Source organism: Streptomyces flavovariabilis (assembly GCF_000725785.1).
In the GTDB taxonomy this organism is placed as follows: domain Bacteria; phylum Actinomycetota; class Actinomycetes; order Streptomycetales; family Streptomycetaceae; genus Streptomyces; species Streptomyces hawaiiensis.
In genome coordinates, this window is sequence record NZ_JNXD01000006.1 from 1 (window position 1) to 24,320 (window position 24,320).

Annotated in this window: 21 protein-coding genes and 1 pseudogene; 9 read left to right on the plus strand and 13 right to left on the minus strand. The window is 72.2% G+C overall.

Annotation, left to right across the window (positions count from 1 at the left end; all coding sequences use genetic code 11):
- The 5 genes and pseudogenes from IO24_RS0112240 to tkt all read right to left on the minus strand — a co-directional run.
- Window positions 1–875: glucose-6-phosphate isomerase (locus IO24_RS0112240; protein WP_031134930.1), on the minus strand; the 875-nt coding region annotated here is incomplete at its 3' end.
- A complete protein-coding gene (gene opcA, locus IO24_RS0112245) occupies window positions 868–1,803 on the minus strand; it encodes a glucose-6-phosphate dehydrogenase assembly protein OpcA (protein ID WP_031134932.1) in 936 nt (311 codons plus the stop codon). The genes opcA and IO24_RS0112240, both read right to left, overlap by 8 nt.
- A pseudogene (locus IO24_RS40585) lies at window positions 1,800–3,399 on the minus strand (glucose-6-phosphate dehydrogenase). The gene opcA and the pseudogene IO24_RS40585 overlap by 4 nt, the downstream one beginning before the upstream one ends.
- Entirely contained in the window at window positions 3,396–4,541 is a 1,146-nt protein-coding gene (gene tal, locus IO24_RS0112255) for a transaldolase (RefSeq protein ID WP_031134934.1), read from the minus strand. The pseudogene IO24_RS40585 and the gene tal overlap by 4 nt, the downstream one beginning before the upstream one ends.
- 19 nt (window positions 4,542–4,560) lie before the next feature.
- Window positions 4,561–6,636 carry a transketolase gene (gene tkt, locus IO24_RS0112260; protein ID WP_031134936.1) on the minus strand — a complete coding sequence of 692 codons (2,076 nt, stop codon included), beginning with the start codon at window positions 6,634–6,636 and terminating at the stop codon, window positions 4,561–4,563.
- Between the two features lie 157 nt (window positions 6,637–6,793).
- On the opposite strand from tkt, the gene IO24_RS0112265 reads away from it, so the two are divergent.
- Window positions 6,794–7,681, plus strand: a complete 888-nt coding sequence (locus tag IO24_RS0112265) for a helix-turn-helix transcriptional regulator (RefSeq protein WP_031134938.1) — start codon at window positions 6,794–6,796, stop codon at window positions 7,679–7,681.
- Between the two features lie 84 nt (window positions 7,682–7,765).
- Here IO24_RS0112265 and IO24_RS0112270 read toward each other — a convergent pair whose 3' ends face one another.
- Entirely contained in the window at window positions 7,766–9,160 is a 1,395-nt protein-coding gene (locus IO24_RS0112270) for a glycoside hydrolase family 16 protein (protein ID WP_031134940.1), read from the minus strand.
- A gap of 268 nt (window positions 9,161–9,428) precedes the next feature.
- Here IO24_RS0112270 and IO24_RS0112275 point away from each other — a divergent pair, with 268 nt between their 5' ends.
- The 4 genes from IO24_RS0112275 (at window position 9,429) to IO24_RS0112290 (ending at window position 13,399) form a co-directional block, all read left to right on the plus strand.
- Window positions 9,429–9,938: an SRPBCC family protein gene (locus IO24_RS0112275; protein ID WP_031134942.1), complete on the plus strand. Its 510-nt coding sequence runs from the start codon at window positions 9,429–9,431 to the stop codon at window positions 9,936–9,938.
- On the plus strand, window positions 9,931–11,550 hold the full coding sequence (locus IO24_RS0112280; protein WP_031134944.1) for a phytoene desaturase family protein: 1,620 nt from the start codon (window positions 9,931–9,933) through the stop codon (window positions 11,548–11,550). Before IO24_RS0112275 ends, IO24_RS0112280 begins: the two co-directional genes overlap by 8 nt.
- Before the next feature lie 46 nt (window positions 11,551–11,596).
- Window positions 11,597–12,475 carry an SDR family oxidoreductase gene (locus IO24_RS0112285; RefSeq protein ID WP_031134947.1) on the plus strand — a complete coding sequence of 293 codons (879 nt, stop codon included), beginning with the start codon at window positions 11,597–11,599 and terminating at the stop codon, window positions 12,473–12,475.
- Between the two features lie 72 nt (window positions 12,476–12,547).
- Window positions 12,548–13,399, plus strand: a complete 852-nt coding sequence (locus IO24_RS0112290) for an oxygenase MpaB family protein (protein ID WP_031134948.1) — start codon at window positions 12,548–12,550, stop codon at window positions 13,397–13,399.
- A 117-nt stretch (window positions 13,400–13,516) separates the two neighbouring features.
- Here IO24_RS0112290 and IO24_RS0112295 read toward each other — a convergent pair whose 3' ends face one another.
- From IO24_RS0112295 to IO24_RS0112315, 5 genes are all read right to left on the minus strand, one after another.
- Entirely contained in the window at window positions 13,517–13,705 is a 189-nt protein-coding gene (locus IO24_RS0112295; protein ID WP_031134950.1) for a hypothetical protein, read from the minus strand.
- A gap of 144 nt (window positions 13,706–13,849) precedes the next feature.
- Window positions 13,850–14,593 (minus strand): IclR family transcriptional regulator, encoded by a 744-nt coding sequence (locus IO24_RS0112300; RefSeq protein WP_031134952.1) that lies wholly within the window; start codon window positions 14,591–14,593, stop codon window positions 13,850–13,852.
- Window positions 14,590–15,960: a DUF6351 family protein gene (locus IO24_RS0112305; protein WP_037667802.1), complete on the minus strand. Its 1,371-nt coding sequence runs from the start codon at window positions 15,958–15,960 to the stop codon at window positions 14,590–14,592. Before IO24_RS0112305 ends, IO24_RS0112300 begins: the two co-directional genes overlap by 4 nt.
- A complete protein-coding gene (locus IO24_RS0112310; RefSeq protein WP_031134956.1) occupies window positions 15,957–17,303 on the minus strand; it encodes an MFS transporter in 1,347 nt (448 codons plus the stop codon). The genes IO24_RS0112305 and IO24_RS0112310 overlap by 4 nt, the downstream gene beginning before the upstream one ends.
- Before the next feature lie 80 nt (window positions 17,304–17,383).
- Window positions 17,384–17,809, minus strand: a complete 426-nt coding sequence (locus IO24_RS0112315; protein ID WP_031134958.1) for a MarR family winged helix-turn-helix transcriptional regulator — start codon at window positions 17,807–17,809, stop codon at window positions 17,384–17,386.
- Between the two features lie 186 nt (window positions 17,810–17,995).
- On the opposite strand from IO24_RS0112315, the gene IO24_RS0112320 reads away from it, so the two are divergent.
- From IO24_RS0112320 to IO24_RS0112335, 4 genes are read left to right on the plus strand one after another with little or no spacing between them, the layout of a single operon-like run.
- Window positions 17,996–18,913 carry an SDR family NAD(P)-dependent oxidoreductase gene (locus tag IO24_RS0112320; protein ID WP_031134960.1) on the plus strand — a complete coding sequence of 306 codons (918 nt, stop codon included), beginning with the start codon at window positions 17,996–17,998 and terminating at the stop codon, window positions 18,911–18,913.
- Window positions 18,913–19,788, plus strand: coding sequence for an amidohydrolase family protein (locus tag IO24_RS0112325; protein ID WP_031134962.1), 876 nt, complete (start codon window positions 18,913–18,915; stop codon window positions 19,786–19,788). The genes IO24_RS0112320 and IO24_RS0112325 overlap by 1 nt, the downstream gene beginning before the upstream one ends.
- Window positions 19,789–19,798: 10 nt before the next feature.
- Window positions 19,799–21,301, plus strand: a complete 1,503-nt coding sequence (locus IO24_RS0112330; RefSeq protein ID WP_031134964.1) for an acyl-CoA synthetase — start codon at window positions 19,799–19,801, stop codon at window positions 21,299–21,301.
- 8 nt (window positions 21,302–21,309) lie between these two features.
- Window positions 21,310–21,765 (plus strand): MaoC family dehydratase, encoded by a 456-nt coding sequence (locus IO24_RS0112335; protein WP_031134965.1) that lies wholly within the window; start codon window positions 21,310–21,312, stop codon window positions 21,763–21,765.
- On the opposite strand, the gene IO24_RS0112340 is transcribed toward IO24_RS0112335, so the two are convergent.
- Window positions 21,756–22,583, minus strand: coding sequence for a PaaX family transcriptional regulator (locus tag IO24_RS0112340; RefSeq protein ID WP_031134966.1), 828 nt, complete (start codon window positions 22,581–22,583; stop codon window positions 21,756–21,758). The genes IO24_RS0112335 and IO24_RS0112340 overlap by 10 nt on opposite strands.
- Window positions 22,584–22,634: 51 nt before the next feature.
- A complete protein-coding gene (locus IO24_RS0112345; protein ID WP_031134969.1) occupies window positions 22,635–24,305 on the minus strand; it encodes a PHP domain-containing protein in 1,671 nt (556 codons plus the stop codon).
- Window positions 24,306–24,320 lie beyond the last annotated feature (15 nt).

Genomic DNA, 24,320 nt, shown 5'->3' on the forward strand with positions numbered 1-24,320 from the left:
ATGGCGATCATCAGCGACAGGCCGATCGCGGAGTCGTAGGAGTAGCGGCCGCCGACCCAGTCCCAGAACTCGAACATGTTGGCCGTGTCGATGCCGAACCCGGCGACCTTCTCCGCATTGGTCGACAGGGCCACGAAGTGCTTGGCCACCGCCTTTTCGTCGTCCCCGAGACCCTTCAGCAGCCAGGAGCGCGCCGAGGTCGCGTTGGTGATCGTCTCGATCGTGGTGAAGGTCTTGGACGCGACGATGAACAGCGTCTCCGCCGGGTCCAGGTCGCGCACCGCCTCGTGCAGGTCGGAGCCATCCACGTTCGACACGAAGCGGAACGTCAGCTCCCGCGCGCTGAAGGGCCGCAGCGCCTCGTAGGCCATCGCCGGGCCGAGGTCGGAGCCGCCGATGCCGATGTTGACGACGTTGCGGATGCGCTTGCCGGTGTGGCCGGTCCACTCACCGGAGCGCACCCGGTCCGCGAAGTCAGCCATCCTGTCGAGCACGGCGTGCACGCCCGGGACGACGTTCTCGCCGTCGACCTCGATCACGGCGTCCCGCGGGGCGCGCAGCGCGGTGTGCAGCACGGCCCGGTTCTCGGTGATGTTGATCCGCTCGCCGCGGAACATGGCGTCCCGCAGTCCGGACACGCCGGTCGCGGCGGCCAGCTCCTGGAGCAGGGCCAGCGTCTCGTCGGTGACGAGGTGCTTGGAGTAGTCGATGCGCAGGTCGCCCACGCGCACGACGTAGCGCTCGGCGCGCCCCGGGTCCGCCGCGAACAGTTCACGCAGGTCCGGCTGCGGCAGGGCGTCCGTGCGGTGGTTCTCCAGGGCGGTCCACTCGGGACGCCGGGTGAGCTTCGGGGAACCGGTGGGGGAGTCAGGCATGAGCAGGGGTCTCCTCGGTTGCCTCGCCGTTCAGGGCGATGGCGTACATCTCGTCCGCGTCGAGGCGCCGCAGCTCCTCGGCGATGAGTTCGGAGGTGGCACGGACCTTCAGCGCGAGGGTCCGGGAGGGCTGGCCGGGCAGGGTCAGCGTGGCCAGCGGGCCCTCGGGGCGGTCGATGACGATCTCGCCGTTCTCGGTGCCCAGGCGTACGGCGGTGACGACCGGCCCGGCGGTGACCACCCGGTCGACCCGCACGTGCAGCCGCGCCTCCAGCCAGCGGGCCAGCAGCTCGGCTGCCGGGTTCTCGGCCTCGGCCTCCACCGCCGCCGAGACGATCCGCGCCCGGGCCTGGTCCAGCGCCGCGGCCAGCATCGAACGCCAGGGCGTCAGCCGGGTCCAGGCGAGGTCGGTGTCACCGGGTGCGTAGGCGCGGACCCGGGCCTGGAGCGTCTCCAGGGGATCCTCGACGGCGTACAGGTCGGTGATCCGCCGCTGGGCGAGTGCCCCGAGCGGGTCCTTGGAGGGGACCTCGGGGGCGTCGACCGGCCACCACACCACCACCGGCGCGTCCGGCAGCAGCAGTGGCAGCACCACCGAGTCGGCGTGGTCGGACACCTCGCCGTAGGTCCGCAGGATCACCGTCTCGCCGGTGCCCGCGTCCGCGCCCACCCGGACCTCGGCGTCCAGCCGGGAGGACTGGCGGTCGCGCGGGGTGCGGGCGTGCCGCTTGATGACGACCAGGGTGCGCGAGGGGTGCTCGTGCGAGGCCTCCTCGGCCGCCTTGATCGCGTCGTAGGCGTTCTCCTCGTCCGTGACGATCACCATCGTCAGGACCATGCCCACGGCGGGCGTGCCGATCGCGCGGCGCCCCTGTACCAGCGCCTTGTTGATCTTGCTTGCCGTGGTGTCGGTCAGGTCGATCTTCATGGCCTGCGCCAGCTCCGTCCGTCTCGTGCGAGCATCTCGTCGGCTTCCTCGGGTCCCCAGCTGCCCGAGGCGTACTGCGCGGGCCGGCCGTGCGTGGCCCAGTACTGCTCGATCGGGTCGAGGATCTTCCAGGACTCTTCCACTTCCTGGTGACGGGGGAACAGGTTGGCGTCGCCCAGCAGGACGTCGAGGATCAGCCGTTCGTACGCCTCGGGGCTCGATTCGGTGAACGACTCGCCGTAGGCGAAGTCCATCGTGACGTCCCGGATCTCCATCGATGTGCCCGGCACCTTGGAGCCGAAGCGGACCGTCATGCCCTCGTCGGGCTGGACGCGGATGACGATCGCGTTGGAGCCCAGCTCCTCCGTCGCGGTGGAGTCGAAGGGGGAGTGCGGCGCCCGCTGGAACACCACGGCGATCTCCGTCACGCGGCGGCCCAGCCGCTTGCCGGTGCGCAGGTAGAACGGGACGCCGGCCCAGCGGCGGTTGTCCACCTGGAGCCGGACCGCGGCGTACGTGTCCGTCGTGGAGGACTGGGCGATGCCGTCCTCCTCCAGATAGCCGCGCACCTTCGTGCCGCCCTGCCAGGCCGCCGCGTACTGCCCGCGCACGGTGCCCTGCCCCAGGTCCTGGGGCAGCCGCACGGCCTTGAGGACCTTCAGCTTCTCGGTGAGCAGCGAGGCGGCGTCGAAGGCGGCCGGTTCCTCCATCGCGGTGAGCGCCATGAGCTGGAGCAGGTGGTTCTGGATGACGTCACGGGCGGCGCCGATGCCGTCGTAGTAGCCGGCCCGGCCGCCGATGCCGATGTCCTCGGCCATGAAGGTTCTGGACGGTCTCCTTGCCCAGGTAGTGGTCGATCCGGAAGACCTGCTCCGGGTCGAACACGTCGTGCACGATCCGGTTGAGCTCCTCGGCCGACGTCAGATCGTGCCCGAACGGCTTCTCGATGACCGCCCGGCGCCAGGCTCCCTCGGGAGCACTGGCCAGCTTGTGCTTCTTCAGCTGCTGGACGACCTTCGGGAAGAACTTCGGCGGCACCGAGAGGTAGAAGGCGTAGTTGCCGCTGGTGCCCCGGGAGGCGTCCAGCTCCTCGACGGCGGACCGCAGCTGCTTGAACGCCGTGTCGTCGTCGAAGTCGCCGGGGATGAACCGCATGCCCTCGGCGAGCTGCTGCCAGACCTCCTCGCGGAACGGGGTCCTGGCGTGCTCACGGACCGCGTCGTGCACCACCTGCGCGAAGTCCTGGTCCTCCCAGTCCCGGCGGGCGAAGCCCACCAGGGAGAAGCCCGGCGGCAGCAGGCCGCGGTTGGCCAGGTCGTACACGGCCGGCATCAGCTTCTTGCGGGACAGGTCGCCGGTCACGCCGAAGATGACGAGCCCGGACGGCCCCGCGATCCTGGGCAGACGGCGGTCGCGCGCGTCGCGCAGCGGGTTGCTGAAATCGGGGTCGGCGAGGTCCGTGCGCGGGGCGGCCTGCGTCTCGCCGCTCACCCCGGTCTGTTCGACCCCGGCCGCCTCCTGGGCCGCCCGGGCCTCCTTGTCCTCCTTGGTCCCCTTCGTCTCCTGTTCGGCCGTCTGGGGGATGCCCTCGCTCATTCCGCGTCAACTCCCTCGCTGTTCAAGGACTTGGTGACCGCGTCCAGCAGGTCCTGCCAGGCCACCTCGAACTTGGCCACTCCCTCGTCCTCCAGTTGCCGCACCACCTCGTCGTATGCAATGCCGAGCCGTTCGACGGCCGCCAGATCCGCGCGGGCCCGGTCGTAGCCGCCGGTGACGGTGTCGCCCCGGACGTCGCCGTGGTCGGCGACGGCGTTCAGCGTGGCCTCCGGCATGGTGTTGACCGTGCCGGAGGCGACCAGCTCGTCCACGTACAGGGTGTCCTTGTAGGCGGGGTCCTTCACACCGGTGGAGGCCCAAAGGGGGCGCTGCCGGTTGGCTCCGGCGCCTTCCAGGACCTGCCAGCGCTCCCCGTCGAAGACGTGTTCGTACGTCTCGTAGGCGAGCCGCGCGTTGGCCAGGGCCGCCCGGCCCTTCAGGGCGAGGGCCTCGTCCGTGCCCAGCAGCGTCAGCCGCTTGTCGATCTCGGCGTCCACGCGGGAGACGAAGAAGGACGCGACCGAGTGAATGCCCGACAGGTCGAGGCCGGCCGCCCGCGCCCGCTCCAGGCCGGCGAGGTAGGCGTCCATCACCTCGCGGTAGCGCTCCAGCGAGAAGATCAGCGTCACATTGACACTGATGCCCGCGCCGATCACCTCGGTGATCGCCGGCAGGCCCGCCTTCGTCGCCGGGATCTTGATCATGACGTTGGGGCGGTCCACCAGCCAGGCCAGCTGCCGGGCCTCGGCGACGGTCGCCCTGGTGTCGTGGGCCAGCCGGGGGTCCACCTCGATGGAGACCCGGCCGTCCCGGCCGCCGGTGGCGTCGAACACGGGCCGCAGGACGTCGGCGGCGGCCCGGACGTCGGCCGTCGTCATCATCCGGACGGCCTCGTCGACGCTCACACCGCGCACCGCCAGGTCGGCGAGCTGCTCCTCGTAGCCCGCGCCGGAGCCGATGGCGGCCTGGAAGATGGACGGGTTGGTGGTGACGCCGACGACGTTCCTCGTGGCGACGAGCTCGGCCAGGTTGCCGGACTCGATCCGCCGTCGCGACAGGTCGTCCAGCCAGATCGCCACGCCTTCGCCGGACAGGCGCTGGAGTGCTCCCGCGGTCGCGGTCGCTTGGGTCACGGTGATCATCTTCTTTCGTGCGGTCGGATCAGACACGGGCGGCGGTGAGTGATTCCCGCGCGGCGGCGACGACGTTCTCGGGGGTGAAGCCGTACTCGGCGAACAGCGTCTTGGCGTCGGCGGAGGCACCGAAGTGCTCCAGGGAGACGATGCGTCCCGCGTCCCCCACGAACCGGTGCCAGGTCAGGCCGATCCCGGCCTCGACGGCGACACGGGCCTTCACGGCCGGCGGAAGCACGCTGTCGCGGTAGGAGCGCGGCTGCTCCTCGAACCACTCCACGGACGGCATCGACACGACGCGGGTGGGCACACCGGCGGCCTGGAGGCGCTCGCGCGCCCCGGCGGCGACGTGCACCTCGGAACCGGTGGCGATCAGGATCACCTGAGGTGCGCCGCCCTCCGCCTCGAAGCGCACGTAACCGCCGCGCGCCGCGTCCGGGTCCGCTTCGTACGTGGGCACGCCCTGCCGGGTGAGCGCGAGGCCGTGCGGCGCCGGGGCGGTGGAGTGCCGCTTCAGGATCTCGGCCCAGACGATCGCGGTCTCGTTGGCGTCCGCCGGGCGTACGACGTTCAGGCCGGGGATGGCCCGCAGCGCGGCCAGGTGCTCCACCGGCTGGTGGGTCGGGCCGTCCTCGCCGAGGCCGATGGAGTCGTGCGTCCACACGTACGTCACCGGCAGCTGCATCAGGGCCGACATCCGCACGGCGTTGCGCATGTAGTCGGAGAACACCAGGAAGGTGCCGCCGTAGACGCGGGTGTTGCCGTGCAGGGCGATGCCGTTCATCTCCGCGGCCATGGAGAACTCGCGGATGCCGAAGTGGACGGTGCGGCCGTACGGGTCGGCCTCCGGCAGCGGGTTGCCCTTCGGCAGGAAGGACGACGTCTTGTCGATGGTGGTGTTGTTGGAGCCGGCCAGGTCGGCCGAGCCGCCCCACAGCTCGGGGAGGACCGGGCCGAGTGCCTGGAGGACCTTGCCGGAGGCGGCCCGGGTGGCGACCGCCCGGCCCGGCTCGAACACCGGCAGGGCGTCCTCCCAGCCCTCGGGCAGCTCTCCCTTGCTGACGCGGTCGAACGTGGCGGCCCGCTCCGGGTTCTCGCCCCGCCAGGCGGCGATCCGCTTGTCCCAGGCGGTGTGCGCCTCGGCGCCCCGGTCCAGCGCTCGGCGGGTGTGGGCCAGTACCTCGTCGGCGACCTCGAAGGACTGCTCCGGGTCGAAGCCGAGGAGGCGCTTGGTGGCCGCGACCTCGTCGTCGCCGAGCGCCGAGCCGTGGGAGGCCTCGGTGTTCTGCGCGTTCGGGGCGGGCCAGGCGATGATCGTGCGCATCGCGATGATCGACGGCCGCCCGGTCTCGGCCTGAGCCGCCTTCAGCGCCGCGTACAGCGCGTGCACGTCGACGTCGCCGTCGTCCTGCGGCGCGATCCGCTGCACGTGCCAGCCATAGGCCTCGTAGCGCTTCAGCACGTCCTCGGAGAAGGCGGTCGCGGTGTCGCCCTCGATGGAGATGTGGTTGTCGTCGTAGAGGAAGACCAGGTTGCCGAGCTTCTGGTGGCCGGCGAGCGAGGAGGCCTCGGCGGAGACGCCCTCCTGGAGGTCGCCGTCGGAGACGATCGCCCAGATCGTGTGGTCGAAGGGTGAGTCGCCCTCGGGGGCGTCCGGGTCGAACAGGCCGCGCTCGTAGCGGGCGGCCATCGCCATGCCGACCGCGTTCGCCACGCCCTGGCCGAGCGGGCCCGTGGTGGTCTCCACGCCCGCGGTGTGCCCGTACTCGGGGTGGCCGGGCGTCTTGGAGCCGTGCGTGCGGAACGCCTTCAGGTCGTCCAGCCCCAGCTCGTAGCCCGCGAGGTAGAGCTGCGTGTAGAGGGTCAGCGAGGTGTGGCCGGGGGACAGGACGAAGCGGTCACGGCCGGTCCATTCGGGATCGGCGGGATCGTGCCGCATCACCTTCTGAAAGATGGTGTAGGCGGCCGGTGCCAGGCTCATCGCGGTACCGGGATGGCCGTTGCCGACCCGCTGGACGGCATCCGCCGCCAGGAGACGGGCGGTGTCGACGGCACGCCGGTCGAGTTCGGTCCATGCGAAGCGGTCCGCTGTCTGCGTGCTCATCTTCAAGAAGTCCTCGATAGGAGCGAAGTTGCTGGTCTGACGTGTTCAAAACTAAAAGTCTGACTTTTTCGAGGGAAGGTCGTCGTGTGCCAGCCTGTGGTGAAAGTGGGACACCCCACGGCAGCAGCGCACGCGAGCGGGGCGGTACGAGGCGGACATGGCGGACAGAAGCATCCAAGGTGGCGACGGGATCGATACGTTCCCCTTCCCGGTCGAACTCAGCGTCGGCGGCGTCGGCATGCAGGTCGGCCCGATGAGCACCGGCCGTACCTGGCACGCCGACGCGCCGCTGGAGCGCGTGCACCGCATCGACTTCCACATCGTCCTGCTGTTCGGCGCGGGCCCGGTCCGGCACATGATCGACTTCACCGAGTACGAGGCCATGGCCGGGGACCTGCTGTGGATCCGCCCCGGGCAGGTCCACCGCTTCTCACGCACCAGTGAGTACCGCGGAACCGTGCTGACCATGCAACCCGGCTTCCTGCCCCGCTCGACCGTGGAGGCCACCGGCCTCTACCGCTACGACCTGCCACCGCTGTTGCGCCCCGACGCGGTCCAACTCGCCGGCCTGGAAGCCGCGCTCGCCCAGCTGCGACGCGAGTACGAGGACACGGTGACGCTCCCGCTGAGCCTGCACACCGCCGTCCTGCGCCACTCGCTGACGGCGTTCCTGCTGCGGCTCGCCCACCTCGCGGCGAGTTCGGCGGCGGCCCTGCGGCAGCGGTCCGACTCCACCTTCACCCTCTTCCGGGACGCCGTGGAACGGGACTTCGCCACCAACCACAGCGTCAGCGCCTACGCCGACGCGCTCGGCTACTCCCGCCGCACCCTGGTCCGGGCGGTGCGCTCGGCCACCGGCGAGACCCCCAAGGCCTTCATCGACAAGCGCGTGGTCCTCGAGGCCAAACGGCTCCTCGCCCACACCGACCTGCCGATCGGCCGGGTCGGCGTGGCGGTCGGCTTCCCCGACGCCGCGAACTTCTCCAAGTTCTTCCACCAGCACACGGACCAGACCCCGGCGGCGTTCCGGGCGGAACTGCGCTGACGGCGGCTCGGCGCAGCGAAGAGGGACCCCACGCGCGCGTGGAGCCCCTCTTCGCGCGTCCTCGGTGCCCGGACTCGCGCGTTCTCAGCGCCCGAAGGTGAACCAGTTGACGTTCACGAAGTCCGCCGGCTGACCGCTGGAGAAGGTCAGATACACGTCGTGCGTGCCCGTCACGCCGCTGATGTTCGCCGGGACGGTCCGCCACGACTGCCAGCCCCCGGTGCCGCCCACCGCGAAACTCCCGACCGGCGCGTTGCTCCGGCTGTCCAGCCGCACCTCGACCAGCCCGCTGACACCGCCGGCCGCGCCGCTCGCCACCCGGGCGCTGAACTGCCGGGCCGCAGTGGAGCCGAAGTCGACGCCCTTGAAGTGCAGCCAGTCGCCGTTGGCGAGCGCCCCGACGTTCCGGCCGCCGCCGGAGTCGGACGTCGCCTCGGTGATCACGCCGGACTGACCGTCGTAGGACTCGGCCTGGATGGTGCCGTAGGCGTCGCGGCCGCCGGTCGGGGGAGGCGTGGTGCCGCCGCCGGAGGACAGTACCTGCACGTAGTCGACGACCATCGCGTGGCCCGGCTGGGTCCCGGCGTCCGGGCCGCCGCCGAACGCGTCGGGGAAGCCGCCGCCCATCGCGACGTTCAGGATGATGAAGAAGCCGTGGTCGGTGGCGTTCTTCCAGGTCGTCGCGTCGACCTGGTTGGCGCGTACCGTGTGGAAGTTGACGCCGTCGAGGTAGAAGCGGATCTCCTCGACGCTCGTCGAGCGGTCCCACTCCATCCGGTACGTGTGGAAGCCTGCCTGGCAGGAGGTGCCCTGGCAGGTCGTCGAACTGCCGATGCCGCTGGTCTCGTTGCAGGGGCCGCCCGGCGAGGTGCCGCAGTGCATGGTCGCGAACACCGTGTTCATGCCCTGGGTGTTCTCCATGATGTCCAGCTCGCCGACCGCGGGCCAGTTCCAGTAGTTGCCGCGGTAGGGGCCGCCCAGCATCCAGAACGCGGGCCAGTAGCCCTTGGCCGCGGCGCCGGTGACGTTCGGCACCTGGATCCGGGACTCGACGCGGAGTGTGCCGCCGGCCGGGGGCTGGAAGTCGGTGCGGTTGGTCTCGATGCGGCCGGAGGTCCAGTTGCCCGCGGAGTCGCGGCGGGGCGTGATGCGGAGGTTGCCGTTGCCGTCGAGCGAGACGTTGTCCGCGCTGCTCGTCATCGTCTCGATCTCGCCGGTGCCCCAGTTGGCGGGGCCGCCCGGGTAGCCCCTGCCGGTCGCGTACTGCCACTGGGAGGTGTTGACGCCGCTGCCCGCGGGTCCGTTGAAGTCGTCCACGAACACCTGTGTCCAGCCCGGCGGAGGCGTCGGCGCGGAGGCGGTCGCGGACGGAGTGGCGACCGCGGAGGCGGCCACCGCGAGGCCGAGCGTGCTGACGACGGCGACGAACGCCCGCCGCAGGGGACGGCGTGTGTGGGGGGTGCCGGTGGTGTCGCTCATGTGGGGATGCCTCTCGGATCGGAAACGGGAGGGTGAGAGCGCTCTCAAAGTGCCGTCAATGTGCTCCACGCCGTCCGGGGCGTCAAGAGGTAAAGCCGGGAAAAGTGCGGGGCGATTGATGAGTACACCTCTTGAACGGGCCAGGGAGGAGACTCTGAGAGCGCTCTCGCGACCGTTGCCGGTCCTCCGAAATGTCGCTGTTGAACCAGGGCTCCCGGGGGCACTCGGGGTGGACGACGGACTACCGGTCGAGGCAGCAGGAGGCATTGTGGCCGTACGCCATCACCTCATCCGAGTCGGCCCGGGCGCCGTGTGGGACGTCCTCGCCGACGGCCACCGCTACGCGGAGTGGGTGGTGGGAACCTCCGCTTCCCACCCGGTGCGCGGACAGTGGCCGCGCACGGGCTCGGCGATCCGCTACCAGGTCCGGCTCGGCCCGGTGCGGCTCGACAACGAGACGGTCGTCCGCGCCTGCGAAGAAGGCGCCCGGCTGGAGCTGGAGGCCAAGGCCGGCCCCTTGGGCACGGCACGCATCGCGATCGAGCTGCGGCCCTGGGGCGAGCACTGCCTGGTGATCGTCGACGAGCATCCCCTGCGGGGCGCGGGCGGCCGGCTGCACAACGCCGGCTTCGAGGCGCTGATCCAGCTGCGCCACCGCGCCATGCTGGCCCGGCTGGCCCGGCTGTGCGAGGGCGAGGCAGGGCGGCCAGGAGGTACCGGGCGCGCCCTGGGCCAGGTGACCACGGGATCCAGCGCCGGCGGAGCAGGTCATGCCTGACGCCGTGGTGATCGGCGCGGGCCCCAACGGGCTGGTCGCCGCCAACGTTCTCGCGGACGCCGGATGGAGCGTCGAGGTGCTGGAGGAACAGCCCGAACCGGGTGGCGCGGTGCGCCACGACCGGGGCGTCGACCCCGCCTTCGTCAACGACCTGTTCAGCTCCTTCTACCCCCTCGCGGCCGCCTCGCCCGTCCTGGCCGCGCTCCACCCCGAGGAGCACGGACTGCGCTGGAGCCACGCGCCCAGCGTGCTGGCCCACCCCCTCACCGATGGCAGCTGCGCCGTCCTGGACCGCGACGTCGCCACCACCGCCGCGTCCCTCGACACCTTCGAGCCGGGCGACGGAGCCGCCTGGCGGCGGCTGCACGACGTGTGGCAGAGCCTGCGCCCCGACCTCCTGGGCGCCCTGTTCACCCCGTTCCCGCCCGTCCGGTCGACGGCACGGCTGGCGTTGCGGCTGCGGGCGGCGGGCGGACTGCGCATGGCCCGCTCCCTGGTGCTGCCGGTGCGGCGCCTGGGGGAGGAGGAGTTCCGCGGCCAGGGCGGGCGCCTGCTGCTGGCCGGCAACGCCCTGCACGCCGACCTCGCCCCCGAGACGGCGGGCAGCGGCGGCTTCGGCTGGCTGATGACCATGCTGGGCCAGACCTACGGTTTCCCGGTGCCGGTCGGCGGCTCGGGCGCGCTGACCTCGGCCCTGGTCCGGCGTCTGGAGACCCTGGGCGGACGGGTGCGCTGCGGGCAGCGCGTCGAGCAGGTCGTCGTCCGAGGCGGGCGGGCCGTCGGCGTGCGCACCTCGAGCGGGGACGCGGTCCCGGCCCGCCGGGCGGTGCTGGCGGACGTGTCGGTGCCCGCCCTGTACGGCGAGCTGGTCGACGCCGCTCACCTGCCCGCGCAGCTCCTCGACGACCTGCGGCGCTTCCAGTGGGACTTCGCTACGTTCAAGGTCGACTGGGCGCTCGACGGCCCGGTGCCCTGGCAGGCCGAGCAGGCGTCCCGGGCCGGTACCGTGCACCTCGCCGACGGCATGGACGAGCTCACCCGCTTCGCCGCCCAGATCGCCATGCGGCAGGTCCCGGACCGGCCGTTCCTGATCTTCGGCCAGATGACCACCTCCGACGCCTCCCGCTCTCCGCAGGGCACCGAATCGGCCTGGGCCTACACGCACATCCCCCACGAGATCCGGGCCGACGCCGCCGACGAGGGCATCACCGGCCGCTGGGACACCAAGGACCAGGAGCTCATGGCCGACCGGGTCGAACGCCAGGTGGAGCGCTTCGCGCCCGGCTTCCGCTCCCTGATCCGCGGCCGCCGCATCCTGGCGCCGCCGACCCTGGAGGCGCTCGACGGCAATCTCGCGGGCGGCGCCATCAACGGCGGCACCACCGCGATACACCAGCAGCTCGTCTTCCGCCCCCTGCCCGGCACCGGCCGTTCCGAGACCCCGGTGCCGGGCCTGTACCTCGCCTCCTCCGGAGCCCATCCCGGCGGCGGGGTGCACGGCGCGCCCGGAGCCAACGCCGCCCGGGCCGCCCTGCGCCGCAACCGGCCTCCCGGCCTCGCCGGCGCCCAGCGGCTCCTCGCCCGCCGCGACCGCACCGGAGCCAGGCGCTGACCGCGGCCCCTCGGGGCCGGGGCGGAGCCGTAAGGAAGGGCAGCCCATGGCAAGCAGCCCGCTCGCCGAGCGCACGATCGTCGTCACCGGAGCCGCCCGCGGCGTGGGCGCGGCGCTGGCCCGCGAACTCGCGCGCCGCGGTGCCCGGGTGGCGCTCATCGGCCATGAGAAGGCCGCCCTGGAGGCGGTGGCCGCCTCTCTGCCGGGCCCGGCCCTCGCCCTGGAGGCCGACGTCACCGACCTCTCCGCACTGGAGGCCGCGGCGGCCACCGTGCGGGACCGCCTCGGCCGTCCCTCGGCCGTGGTCGCGAACGCCGGCATCGCCGAGGGCGGCGCGCTCCTCGCCTCGGATCCGGCCGCCTGGCGGCGCGTGATCGACGTCAACCTCACCGGCAGCGCGCAGACGGCCCGGGCGTTCCTGCCGGACCTGCTCGACACGGCGGGCTACCTCCTCCAGGTCGCCTCCCTGGCCTCGATCGGCGCCGCCCCGCTGATGAGTGCCTACTGCGCGTCCAAAGCGGGGGTCGAGGCCTTCGCCCACTCCCTGCGGGCGGAGGTTGCGCACCGCGGGGTCGCCGTGGGCATCGCCTACCTCAACTGGACGGACACCGACATGATCCGCGACGCCGACCGGTACGACGTCCTGCGGGAACTGCGCCTGCACATGCCGCCGCCGGCCCGCCGCGTGTACCCCGTGGACGTGGTCGCCGCCCGCCTGGTCAGGGGCATGGAGCGCCGCCGTACGGCCGTGTACGCACCGGCGTGGCTGCGGCTGGCCCAGCCGATACGCCCGGCCATGCCCTCTGTGGTCCTGCGCGTGGCGCGCCGCGAACTGCCCCGCCTGGAGGCCACCGGCCCGGTCCGCTACACCGGGCCGCTCGGTGCCGGCGGCGATGCCGACCGTGCGGCCCGGCCGGGTTCCTGACGAGGGCGGTCCGGCCCGCCCGGACGGCCACGTCATGCCGGACACTGGTCAGCAGGGGAAGGGAGGCCGACCGTGCTGACCGGAGTCCGTGAACAACTGGGCCAGGCCCTGTTCCGCCGCGTCGCGGGCCCGAGCGGACCCGCGACCCGTGCCCGTATCCACCACACCCCCGGCCCGCGCTGGTTCGGGCCGGACCGGCCGATCCGCACGGTCCACGGTGACGCCTCGATGTTCATCGGCGGGCTGACCGCCCTCCTCCTGCAGTCGCTGCATCCGCTGGCGATGGCGGCGGTCGCCGGCCACTCCGGCTTCCGCGGCGACCCGTGGGGCCGGTTGCAGCGCACCAGCACCTTCCTGGCCGTGACGACGTACGGCACCGCCGCGGACGCCCAGCAGGCGGTCGACCACGTGCGCGGCATCCACGAACGGATCCGCGGCACGACGGCCGGGGGCGTGCCGTACCACGCGGCCGACCCTCATCTGCTCGGCTGGGTGCACGCCGCCGAGGCGGACAGCTTCCTGCGCGCCCACGAGCGCTACGGGGCCCGGCCGCTGGACGCCGCCGGCTACGACGCCTACGTCGCCGACACCGCGCGCGTCGCCGAGGCGCTGGGGGTGGTCGACCCGCCGCGGGACCGCCGTGAACTGGCCGAGCGCCTGGCCGCCTACCGGCCCGAGTTGCGGGCCACGCCCGAGGCCCGGGCAGCCGCCCGTTTCCTGCTGTTCCAGCCCCCTCTGCCCCTGGTCGTGCGGCCGTTCTACGGCGGCCTGGTCGCCAACGCCGTCACCCTGCTCCCGTCCTGGGCGCGCGGCATGCTGTGGCTGCCCCGGGTGCCGGTCGTCGAGGACCTCGCCGTACGCCCCACCGGCCGGGCCCTGACCCGGACCATCCGCTGGGCCATGACGCCACCCCGGCAGGCCTGACCATCGGAGCATGCGGTTCAGCAGCCGGTCCCGGCCGATGAGCCGGTGCTTCGGCACGAGTCCGACGTGCACCGCGAACGCCGTGCAGAGGAGGACCTGAGCCGCGAAGGAGGCCGTTTACAGGGTGGTTCTCCGTGTGGTCGGCCGCCGGACCGGACGGACGTCACCGAGCAGCAGCACGGTGACGCCCAGCACCACGTACAGGGTGAGCGGCGCGTCGTCGCCGAAGGGGTCGTAGGCGTCCTCCCCGCCCCGGCCGCGGCCCCGCCCCCGGCCGCTGTCGTCCACGTCGAGCAGGTATTCCACGGCGACTGCACGGCCAGGGCCGTGAACACCAGCCGGTGGAGCGTCTTCGTCACCAGGCCGTAGCCGTGCGGACCGTTGCGCAGGTGGGAGCCCATATCTCTCCAGATGCCCCATGGCGGGGTCCGGGCGAACCCTTGCCACGGTTCAGGGCTGCCACCCCAGCGCCCGCGAGATCCCACGCGCCGCCACCCGCACCGCCGGGACCAGGACCGGCACCTGGGCGTCCGCGTGGGGCACCACGATCGACACGGCGGCGGTCACCGTGCCGTCCGCACCGCGGACCGGCGCGGCCACCGACAGGGCGTCCTGCGTGACCTGACGGTCGCTCACCGCGATCCCCGACCTGCGCACCTCGGCGAGCGCCCGCCGCAGCCGCTCCGGTTCCGTGATCGTGTACGGGGTGAAGGACGCGAGGTCGCCCTCGCAGTACTCCTTCTGGAACACCGGGTCGCCGTGGGCCAGCAGGGCGAGTCCGACGCCCGTGGCGTGCAGCGGCCAGCGGGCGCCGACGCGGATGTGCACGCCGACCGCCGACCGCCCCGACAGCCACTCGGTGTAGACGACGTCCCGGCCGTCCCGCACGGCCAGCTGCACATTCTGGTGCGTCGCCTCGTACAGGTCCTCCAGGTACGGCAGCGCGATCTGCCGCAGGGCGAGGCCGCGCGGGGCCAGCGCGGCGAGCTCCCACAGCCGCAGCCCGACGTGGTAGACGCCGGACTCGTCCCGCTCCAGGGCACCCCACTCGGTGAGCGCGCCCACCAGGCGGTGCGCGGTGGTCAGGCTCAGCCCGGCCCGCCGGCTGATGTCCGTCAGGCACAGCGCCGGATGCTCGTGGTCGAAGGCCGCGAGCACGGACAGCAGCCGGTCGGGCGCGGTGGGGGCGGTCATGGCCGGGCGTCTCCCGGATGCGCGAGGTCGTAGGGGCGGGGGTAGGCCGTCGGGCGGTACGGAAGGTAGCGGGGCTCGGCCGCCGGGTCCTGCGCCCGCGCGCGGGAGTTGAGGGCGTCGGGCGACGCGTCCCAGCGGCCGGTGTCCAGGCGCTTCTCCAAGGTGTGCAGGGCGGCCAGTGTCTCGCCCGGGGTGAAGGTGCAGTGGCCCGGGGCGTCGACGTACGCCTGGCGAAGGAGCCCCGCGGAGCCCGCCGCGGTGGCGGCCCGCCGGTAGGCGCTCTCCGACTGCACCGGGATCAGGGCGTCACCGGTCGTGTGGATGGTGAGCTGGGGGTCGGTGAGCCGGCCGGAGAGCACGCTGGTGTTCCGCATCCACCGCAGCGCCGACGGGTCGGCGGAGATCCGGGGCGCCCGGCCCAGGGCCGAGAGGTCGGTGCGCAAGGACAGTCCCGCCTCCTTGTAGAGCTCTGTCACCTCTTTGTACAGCGGGGACCGTACGAGCATCGAGCGGTAGTCGACGCCCGTGTTCCACGACGGGTTGCCGCCCGCCCGGCTCTCGGCCTCCTGCCGCCAGCTGAACGCGGGCAGTTGGAGCAGGCCCCGGACGGCCGTGTACTGGTTGGACTGCGCGGTCGCCCAGTCGGTGGGGCCCGGCTCGGTCTGCGCTGCGTCGTTGTGGCCGGGAATGTTGTGCAGGGCGGCGGCCAGGGCGATCCGGGCCCGGCCCTCGGGGGTCCGCTGGGCCGCGTCCACCTTGGAGGTGAGCGCCTTGCCGGCGGCGACCGCCTCGGCCTGGTCCGCGAAGCCCGCGAGCCGGACACCGGAGTCCGGGGCGAGCAGCGTGCGCAGCGCGAACACCGGGTCCAGGGTGCTGTTCCAGTTGGCGACGCCGCCCTGCACCAGCCCGCACATGGACAGCGATCCGTCGAACCGGCCGGCGTGCCGCTCGGCGAGCATGCCGGTGACGAAGCCGCCGTACGAGGTACCCCAGGCAATGGCCCGCCGGGCCGCGCCGAACCTCTCGGTGAACAGGTCCAGCGTGGCGAGCTGGTCGGGCACCGCCTCGGTGACCGCCCAGCCGTTCGTCGCGTACGAGGAGCCGATCAGGGCGTAGCCCTCGGCCAGCAGCTTGTCGCGGGCGGCGGAACCCGGCGTGTTCTGGGCCGGGTTGGGGGCTCCGGCGGGCGTGTAGCCGTGACTGTAGAGCAGGACCGTGCCGTTCCACGAGGCCGGTACGTCCATCACGTACGCGGCTCCGGAAGGGAGCCGGCCCTCCAGGTGGGTGCCGGTGGCGGCGGCTCGCGCGGGCAGAGCGGTCACCGCCAGGGACAGGCAGACGGTCAGTAGAGCGAGGCGGATCCTCAACGCGGGGTTCCTTCCAGGGCGGGGGTGGCGGCGGGGGAGTCCAGCGCGTCCGTGTGCGTCTCGCGCAGCCGCCACACGGTGACCGCGGTGATGGCCGCGCCCGCGCACAGCAGCAGCGACACCGGGGTGCTGCCGCCCCCGAAGGAGGCCAGCAGGCTGCCCGCGATCAGCGGGGAGAACCCGGCGCCGATCAGGGTGGCGCCCTGGTAGCCGAGGGAGGCGCCGGTGTAGCGGACGCGGGTGCCGAACATCTCGGTGAGCAGGGCGCCGAGCGGGCCGTACATCGTGGACTGGGCGACGCCATGGCCGAGGGCCAGGGCCAGGATCAGCAGGCCGGGGGAGCCGGAGTCGACCAGGGCCAGCACCGGGAAGGCGAGCGCCGCCGAGGCGACGGCGCCGGCGAGGACGACGGGCCGGCGGCCGACCCGGTCCGACAGCACGGACGCCGCGGGCAGCACGACGAGGGCCACGCAGGAGGCGACCGTGACCGCGGTCAGCACCTGAGGGCGGGTGTACCCCTCGTCGACGGCGTAGGAGATCATGAAGCTCGTCAGCAGGGACTGGGCGGTGAACGCGCCGATGCCGACGCAGGCGGCCAGCAGCACGGGCTTCGGGCGGCGCAGCAGCTCCACGATCGGCGGCTTGTCCACCGGCTCCCGCTTGACCTGGGCGAACAGCGGGCTCTCGGCGACCTTCAGACGCACGAACAGTCCGACGGCGAGCAGCACGATGCTGAGCAGGAACGGCACCCGCCAGCCCCAGGAACGGAAGTCGTCGTCCGGCAGGGCGGCGACGAGGGTGACCACACCGGCCGACAGCACGGAACCCAGCGGGGCGCCGAGCTGGGTGAAGCTGGACCACAGCCCGCGCCGGGAGCCCTGCGTCTGCTCGGCGTGCTCGACGACCATCAGCATCGCGCCGCCCCACTCGCCGCCGATCGCGATGCCCTGCACCACACGCAGGGCGACGAGCAGCACCGGGGCCCAGACGCCGATGGCGTCGTAGGTCGGCAGCAGGCCGATGAGGAAGCTGCCCAGGCCCATCAGGACCATGGTCAGCAGCATCATCGACTTGCGCCCGATCCGGTCGCCGAAGTGGCCGAAGACGATGCCGCCGAGCGGGCGGGCGAGATAGCCCGCGGCGAAGGTCCCGAACGCCGCGATGGTGCCGACCGCCGGGTCGGCCTGGGGGAAGAACAGGTCGCCGAAGACGAGCGCGGCGACCGTGCCGTAGACGAGGAAGTCGTAGAACTCGACGGTCGTGCCGAGCAGGCCGGAGACGGCGACACGGCGCAACTGCCGGGAATCCGGGGATGGCTGAGCGGCTGACGGGGATGGCTGCACGGGGAGCTCCCTGGGGACGGGTCGCGGTTGGTCCGTGAAGTTATGCATCTATCGTGCAGCCGTCAATCATTTGCACAACATCAGTTCAGGCCGTCCTCCGCGATCCGCAGCAGCAGCGCGTGCAGGGCCTCCCGCTCGGCCTCCTCCAGCGGGCCCAGCAGTTCGTTGGTCACCCGCAGCCCGGCCTCGTCGGTGTCGCGCAGGAACGCGCGGCCGCTCTCGGTCAGGACGACGATCCGGCTGCGGCGGTCGTCGGGGGAGGGGCGGCGCTCGGCGAAACCCTGCTTCTCCAGGTCGTCGACCAGGCCGACGATCGCGCTCGGGTCGTAGCCGAGCCGGGTGCTCAGCTCGCGCTGGAGGGCGCCCTCGGCGGTGGCGAGGAAGCGCAGCACCGCGTAGTGACGCAGGCGCAGGCCCGACTCCTGGAGGCAGGCGTTGAAGAGCTGCCCCGAGCGCAGGCCCAGGCGGTACAGCAGGTAGCCCGTGTCCGCGTGCAGCCCGCGCATCCACGGCTCGTGGGCGTCGATGGGCTTCGGGGTGACGTTCTGGCGAGTGATGGCGGGCTCCCTGTGCTCGGCGCTTCCTGGAGATTCCAGCATCTCGCACCCGTAGGTCGCCAACAACTATTGACGTCAACAATTATTGCTCTTAGCTTCGATCTCGAAGTCGAACCCGTGTGAAGGGACCCACCCGTGCCCAGCATCGATCTCTCCGGCAAGGCCGCCGTCGTCACCGGCAGCGGCCGAGGCCTCGGCCTCGCCTACGCGCAAGCCCTGGCCGCCCACGGCGCCTCCGTGGTGGTCAACGACGTCGACGAGGCCGTGGCCGAGGCGGCCGTGAAGTCCATCGAGGAAGCGGGCGGCAGGGCCGTCGCCGAGGTCGTCCCGGTCGGCACCTCCGAGGCCGCCGAGCGGCTGGTGAACCGCGCGGTCGAGGAGTTCGGCCGGCTGGACGTCCTCGTCACCAACGCGGGCATCCTGCGCGACAAGGTGCTGTGGAAGATGACCGACGAGGACTTCGACGCGGTGATCACCACCCACCTCAAGGGCACCTTCACCTGCGCCCGCGCCGCCGCCGTCCGGATGCGCGAGCAGGGCGAGGGCGGCTCGCTGATCCTGGTCGGTTCCCCGGCCGGCCAGCGCGGCAACTTCGGCCAGACGAACTACGCCGCCGCCAAGGCAGGCATCGCCGCCATGGCCCGAACCTGGTCCATGGAGCTGGGGCGCGCGAACATCACCGTCAACGCGATCGTGCCGGTCGCCGCCACCGCGATGACCGAGACCATCCCGGCCTTCGCCCCGTACATCGAGGCCATGAAGAACGGTGAGCCCCTGCCGGACTTCCTGCGCAAGGGCGAGGGCTTCGGCACGCCCGAGGACTGCGCGGCCCTGGTCCCGTTCCTCGCCTCCGAGGCCGCCCGGGGCGTCACCGGTCAGGCCATCGGCATCGGCGGCGACAAGGTGGCACTCTGGTCGCATCCGCAGGAGATCAGGGCGGCCTACGCCGACGGCGGCTGGACCCCCGGCGCGCTGGCCGACGCCTGGCCCACCTCGGTCGGTGCCGAGCTCCAGTCGGTCGGCATCCCGGCGCCGAAGTCCCCGGAGGCGTGATGGACCTGGAGCACCTGGTCGCGATCGACGTCCACACCCACGCGGAGGTGTCGTCCAAGGGACACTCCTCGCTGGACGACGACCTGCACGACGCCTCCTCCGCCTACTTCAAGGTCGAGGGCAAGCGGAAGCCGACCCTGGAGGAGACCGCCGCCTACTACCGCGAGCGGAACATGGCCGCCGTGATCTTCACGGTCGACGCCGAGTCCGCCACCGGCACGGCGCCCGTCCCGAACGAGGAGGTCGCCGAGGCGGCCGCCGCCAACGCCGACGTCCTCATCCCCTTCGCCTCCATCGACCCCTTCCGGGGGAAGGCGGGCGTCAAGCAGGCCCGCCGCCTGGTCGAGGAGTACGGGGTGAAGGGCTTCAAGTTCCACCCCAGCATCCAGGGCTTCTTCCCCAACGACCGCTCGGTGGCGTACGACCTGTACGAGGTGATCGAGGAGACGGGCGCGATCGCCCTCTTCCACACCGGCCAGACGGGCATCGGCGCCGGAGTCCCCGGCGGGGGCGGGATCAGGCTGAAGTACTCCAACCCGCTCCACGTGGACGACGTGGCGGCCGACTTCCCGCACCTGAAGATCATCCTGGCGCACCCGTCCTTCCCCTGGCAGGACGAGGCCCTGGCCGTCGCCACGCACAAGCCGGGCGTGCACATCGACCTGTCCGGCTGGTCGCCGAAGTACTTCCCGCCGCAGCTCGTGCAGTACGCGAACACGCTGCTGAAGGACAAGGTCCTCTTCGGCTCCGACTTCCCCGTCCTCACCCCCGACCGCTGGCTCGCCGACTTCGCCAAGCTGACGATCAAGGACGAGGTCCGGCCGAAGATCCTCAAGGAGAACGCGGCCCGCCTGCTCGGGCTGACGAAACCGTAAGGGGCGTGACATGCGCAACGAGGGACTGGGGTCATGGCCCGCACGCCGGGCCCGCAAGACCCCGCACCGCACCGCCCTGATCCACGGCGACACCACCCGCACCTATGCCGGCCTGCACGACCGCACCACCCGCCTGGCGCACGCCCTTCGCGCCCGGGGCGTGCGCCGTGGCGACCGCATCGCCTACCTCGGCCCGAACCACCCCTCCTACCTGGAGACCCTGTTCGCGGCCGGCACGCTCGGCGCGGTCTTCGTCCCGCTCAACATCCGCCTCGCCGGCCCCGAGATCGCCTACCAGCTCGCCGACTCCGGTGCGAGAGCCCTCGTCTACGGCCCGTCCTACGCCGGTCTGGTCGCGGGCCTGCCCGGCAGCACGGACGTCCGCGTCTATCTGGAGGTCGGCGGCGAGTACGAGGCGGCCGTCGCCGAGGCGCCCGGGGAGCCGATCGACGAACCGGTCGGCGCCGACGACACCTGCATCATCATGTACACCTCGGGCACGACCGGCCGCCCGAAGGGCGCCATGCTCACCCACGGCAACCTCACCTGGAACGCGATCAACGTCCTCATCGACCACGATCTGGTCGCCGACGAGCGAGCCCTGGTCTCCGCCCCGCTGTTCCACACCGCAGGCCTGAACATGCTGACGCTCCCCGTCCTGCTGAAGGGCGGCACCTGCGTCCTGGTCGAGGCCTTCGACCCGGACGCCACCTTCGACCTCGTCGAACGGCACCGGATCACCTTCATGTTCGGCGTGCCCACGATGTTCGACCAGGTAGCCCGCCACCCGCGCTGGCCGGACGCGGACCTGTCGTCGCTCCGCATCCTCACCTGTGGCGGCTCCCCGGTCCCCACCCCGCTGATCGCCGCGTACCAGGAGCGCGGCCTGACCTTCCTCCAGGGCTACGGCATGACCGAGGCCGCTCCCGGCACGCTCTTCCTCGACGCCGAACACGCCGTCGCCAAGGCGGGTTCGGCGGGCGTGCCCCACTTCTTCAGCGACGTACGCGTCGTCCGGCCCGACCTGTCCCCGGTCGGCACCGGCGAGGTGGGCGAGATCGTGGTGCGCGGCCCGCACGTCATGCCCGGCTACTGGGGGCTGCCCGAGGAGACGGCCGCCTCCTTCGCGGACGGCTGGTTCCGCAGCGGGGACGCCGCCCAGGTCGACGAGGACGGCTACGTCCACATCGTCGACCGCATCAAGGACATGATCATCTCGGGCGGCGAGAACATCTACCCCGCCGAGATCGAGGACCAGCTCCTCGCCCACCCCGACATCGTCGAGTGCGCGGTGATCGGGGTGCCGGACGACAAGTGGGGCGAGGTGCCGCGCGCGGTCGTCGTGCCCCGTGAGGGCGCCGTCCTCGACCCCGACGAGGTGCTCGCGTCGCTCGCGGGCCGCCTCGCCAAGTACAAGATCCCGAAGTCGGTGGTGGTCGCGGACGGACTCCCGCGCACCGCCTCCGGAAAACTCCTCAAGTCCCGTGTCCGTACGCGCTACGGCAACCAGTAAGGATCCGCATGAGCATCACCGTCAACGGCCTCGACGAACTCAAGAAGCTCGCCGGCAGCGACCTCGGCACCAGCGAGTGGATCGAGGTGACGCAGGAGCGCATCGACACCTTCGCCGACGCCACGGGCGACCACCAGTGGATCCACGTGGACCCCGAGCGCGCCAAGGAGGGCCCCTTCGGCGCACCCATCGCGCACGGCTACCTCACGCTCTCCCTCTTCATCCCCCTGTTCACCGAGCTGCTCGACGTCCAGGGCGTGACGACGAAGGTCAACTACGGCCTCAACAAGGTGCGTTTCCCCTCCCCCGTGAAGGTCGGCTCCCGCATCCGGCTGGTGGCGAAGCTCGCCGAGGTCGAGGAGGTGCCGGGCGGCGTGCAGATCACCGTCGAGGGCGCCATCGAGATCGAGGGCGGCAGCAAGCCGGCCGCGGTGCTGCAGAGCCTGTCGCGGTTCTACGCCTGAGGCCGCGCGGGCACCAGGTCCAGAAGGCGTTCCGAGGCGTCGCGGGCGAGCGGTGAGAGCCGTTCGTGCACGGCCCGGAACGTCTTCTCGGCCTGTTCGGCCGGCCAGTCGTCCGGCAGGTGCTTGACGGGCAGCCGCGGATCGCACCGGACGATCTGCAGCCACTCCGTCTGGAGGCGCAGGCGCAGCACGAGGGCGTCGTCGGCGTCCGGCAGCTCGTCCTCCCAGGGCTGCCAGCGCCGCACGAAGCCCTCGTAGCGCCCGGCCAGGTCGGACAGCTCCCAGGTCTCCTCGATCATCTGGCCGATGTCCATGCCGGTGTCCGCGTGCGCCCGGAAGACCTTCACGTGGGCGGACAGGCCGAGCTCGGCCACCAGGGCCGACACATCGACCTCGCCGGGGGCGATCCACAGGCCGTTGAAGAGCGCGCCGAAGCCGCTCCAGGTCAGCTGGGAGCGCAGATCGTGGCGCTGGCGCTGCCACGACTCGGGCAGGGAGAAGCCGAGCAGCGTCCAGGTGCCGTCCCACCGCCGGTTGACGGCACCCGTCTGCCAGATCCGCTGCTCGCCGTCGCGCAGCACCGCCTCCGAGCGCTCGGTCAGCCCGAAGTACATACGACGGCCCTCGCGCTGGCGGCGCAGCAGGTCACGGCCCGCCATGCGGGTCAGCGTGGAGCGGGTGGCCTGCTCGCCGATCCCGGCGCGGGCGAACACGTCGATGACGCTGCCCGAGTACACGCACACGTCACGCCCGAGCACCTGGTCACCCAGGAACGTCAGCATGAGGGACTGGGGCCGCAGCGACTCTTCACCGGTCACGCGGCCCACCGTACCTCCGCGGATCAGTCCGTGACCTGCTGGTACCCGGGGTCAGGAACCCTCGACGTCGACGAACACGGGGTTCGAGTAGAACCACGTGTCCGCCCACGGGTCACCGTCCCCGGGCGGATGCGGCACCGGCCCGTGCGGGTCGACCGAGGCACCGAGCAGGCCGGTGCCGTGCCGGTTGCCGTCGCTGCCGCGCAGCCGGACGTAGAAGGACTCCCTGCCGGCGGTCAGCGGGATGCGCAGGGTGTAGGTGCCCTCGCGGCCCGAGACGTCCGCCGTCCGGACGACCCGGGTGTCCGGGGCCTTCCAGGTGTCACGGTCGGCGACCGGCCCGCGCACCGCGCCGCGGATGACGTCCACATGCGCCAACTCGGGCAGTACGCCCTGCGGGTTGGGCCGGGAGGCGGTCGTCACCGTGACGTTCAGCGTGAGCTTCTCGCCCTTGCGCACCCGGAGCCGGCCGCCGAGCGTCACGCCCCGGCCCCGCTCGCAGTCCCGGGTCAGGCGGACGTCGAGCCCGTCGAGCAGATGCCCGTGGTCCAGCCAGACCCGGCCCGCGCGCATCCCCGCCATGACCGCGCGGTAGCCGTAGCCGGTCACGCCCACGTGCGTACGGCTGAACTGGCCGGGCCAGAAGTCGCTGCCCGGCTGCGGGGTGTCCGTGTTCACCGGGTCGGGCAGCCTGCCGGTGTTGTCGAAGGTCCGGCCGGGCTGCCAGTCGCCGTTCTTCCAGGTGTCGAAGACGATCCGGTGGGCGTCGGAGTTGGTGGTGACCGAGAACAGCCGGCCCTCGGCCAGCATCGAGTCCCACAGACCGCCGACGGTCGCCGTCGCCCAGTCGAAGCCGCCGTACGTCAGGTAGGCGTCCGCCGGGTAGCCGGGCCAGGACTGCGCGGACGGCTTGTTCTCGTACTCGCCGCGGATCGAGGTGGCCCCCCGCCAGCCGGGGACGGCCGCGCCCTGGGCACCGGGAGCACCCTCCATGCCGATCATGATGTCCGGCGCCGCGTCCCGCCAGTTGCGCATCTCGTGCGGGGAGTCGATGCCCAGGCGCATGGGGTGGTTGGCGAGGACCAGGACGTCGTCGACGTAGCCCGAACGGCGTTGCTCGGCCAGCCACTTGAGGGCCTCGAGGGCATGCGCCTCGTTGCGGGCGGTGTCCGCGTCGGCGGGTCCGCCCTTGTCGTAGCCGAGGAGCTTGCCGTCGTAGGCGCTCTCGAAGCGGGTCAGTACGTCGACCTCGTGCGGGCCGGGCGCGGTGAACACCGTGCAGTGCTCGGCCGCCGGGATGTACCACTCCAGGCCCTGGAAGATCAGCTGACGCGGGTTCTCGGCACGCGCCCTGAGGATCTCCTCGTGCTCCAGCGCGGCGCCGAAGTCGGCGTGCCCGACGTTGGAGTGCTCGGTGAACACCATCCAGTCCAGGCCGTACTTCGCGCCCGCGGCGGCCAGTTGGGAGAAGGTGTACTTGGCGTCGTGGCTGTAGACGGAGTGGATGTGGTGGTCGCCGACGAGGTAGGCGAGGCGGGGATCCTCGCCGCCCAGCCGCCTGCCTCCGGCGGCCAGGGCCGGGGTCGCCGCCGGGCCGAGGGCGAACGCGGCACCGAACAGGCCCGCGCGGCGCAGGAGCCCGCGGCGGGACACGCCCTGCGGATCGAGGGCGGCGGGGGAGACGGACGGATCGGCCCAGGAGGGCAGTTGCTGCTCGGTCATGACGGATCTCGCGGG

Coding starts and splice junctions, on each gene's coding strand:
- opcA (WP_031134932.1), bottom strand. CDS start 1,803: ATGAAGATCGACCTGACCGACACCACGGCAAGCAAGATCAACAAGGCG.
- tal (WP_031134934.1), bottom strand. CDS start 4,541: ATGATCACCGTGACCCAAGCGACCGCGACCGCGGGAGCACTCCAGCGC.
- tkt (WP_031134936.1), bottom strand. CDS start 6,636: ATGAGCACGCAGACAGCGGACCGCTTCGCATGGACCGAACTCGACCGG.
- IO24_RS0112265 (WP_031134938.1), top strand. CDS start 6,794: ATGGCGGACAGAAGCATCCAAGGTGGCGACGGGATCGATACGTTCCCC.
- IO24_RS0112270 (WP_031134940.1), bottom strand. CDS start 9,160: ATGAGCGACACCACCGGCACCCCCCACACACGCCGTCCCCTGCGGCGG.
- IO24_RS0112280 (WP_031134944.1), top strand. CDS start 9,931: ATGCCTGACGCCGTGGTGATCGGCGCGGGCCCCAACGGGCTGGTCGCC.
- IO24_RS0112285 (WP_031134947.1), top strand. CDS start 11,597: ATGGCAAGCAGCCCGCTCGCCGAGCGCACGATCGTCGTCACCGGAGCC.
- IO24_RS0112300 (WP_031134952.1), bottom strand. CDS start 14,593: ATGACCGCCCCCACCGCGCCCGACCGGCTGCTGTCCGTGCTCGCGGCC.
- IO24_RS0112315 (WP_031134958.1), bottom strand. CDS start 17,809: ATGCGCGGGCTGCACGCGGACACGGGCTACCTGCTGTACCGCCTGGGC.
- IO24_RS0112325 (WP_031134962.1), top strand. CDS start 18,913: ATGGACCTGGAGCACCTGGTCGCGATCGACGTCCACACCCACGCGGAG.
- IO24_RS0112330 (WP_031134964.1), top strand. CDS start 19,799: ATGCGCAACGAGGGACTGGGGTCATGGCCCGCACGCCGGGCCCGCAAG.
- IO24_RS0112335 (WP_031134965.1), top strand. CDS start 21,310: ATGAGCATCACCGTCAACGGCCTCGACGAACTCAAGAAGCTCGCCGGC.
- IO24_RS0112345 (WP_031134969.1), bottom strand. CDS start 24,305: ATGACCGAGCAGCAACTGCCCTCCTGGGCCGATCCGTCCGTCTCCCCC.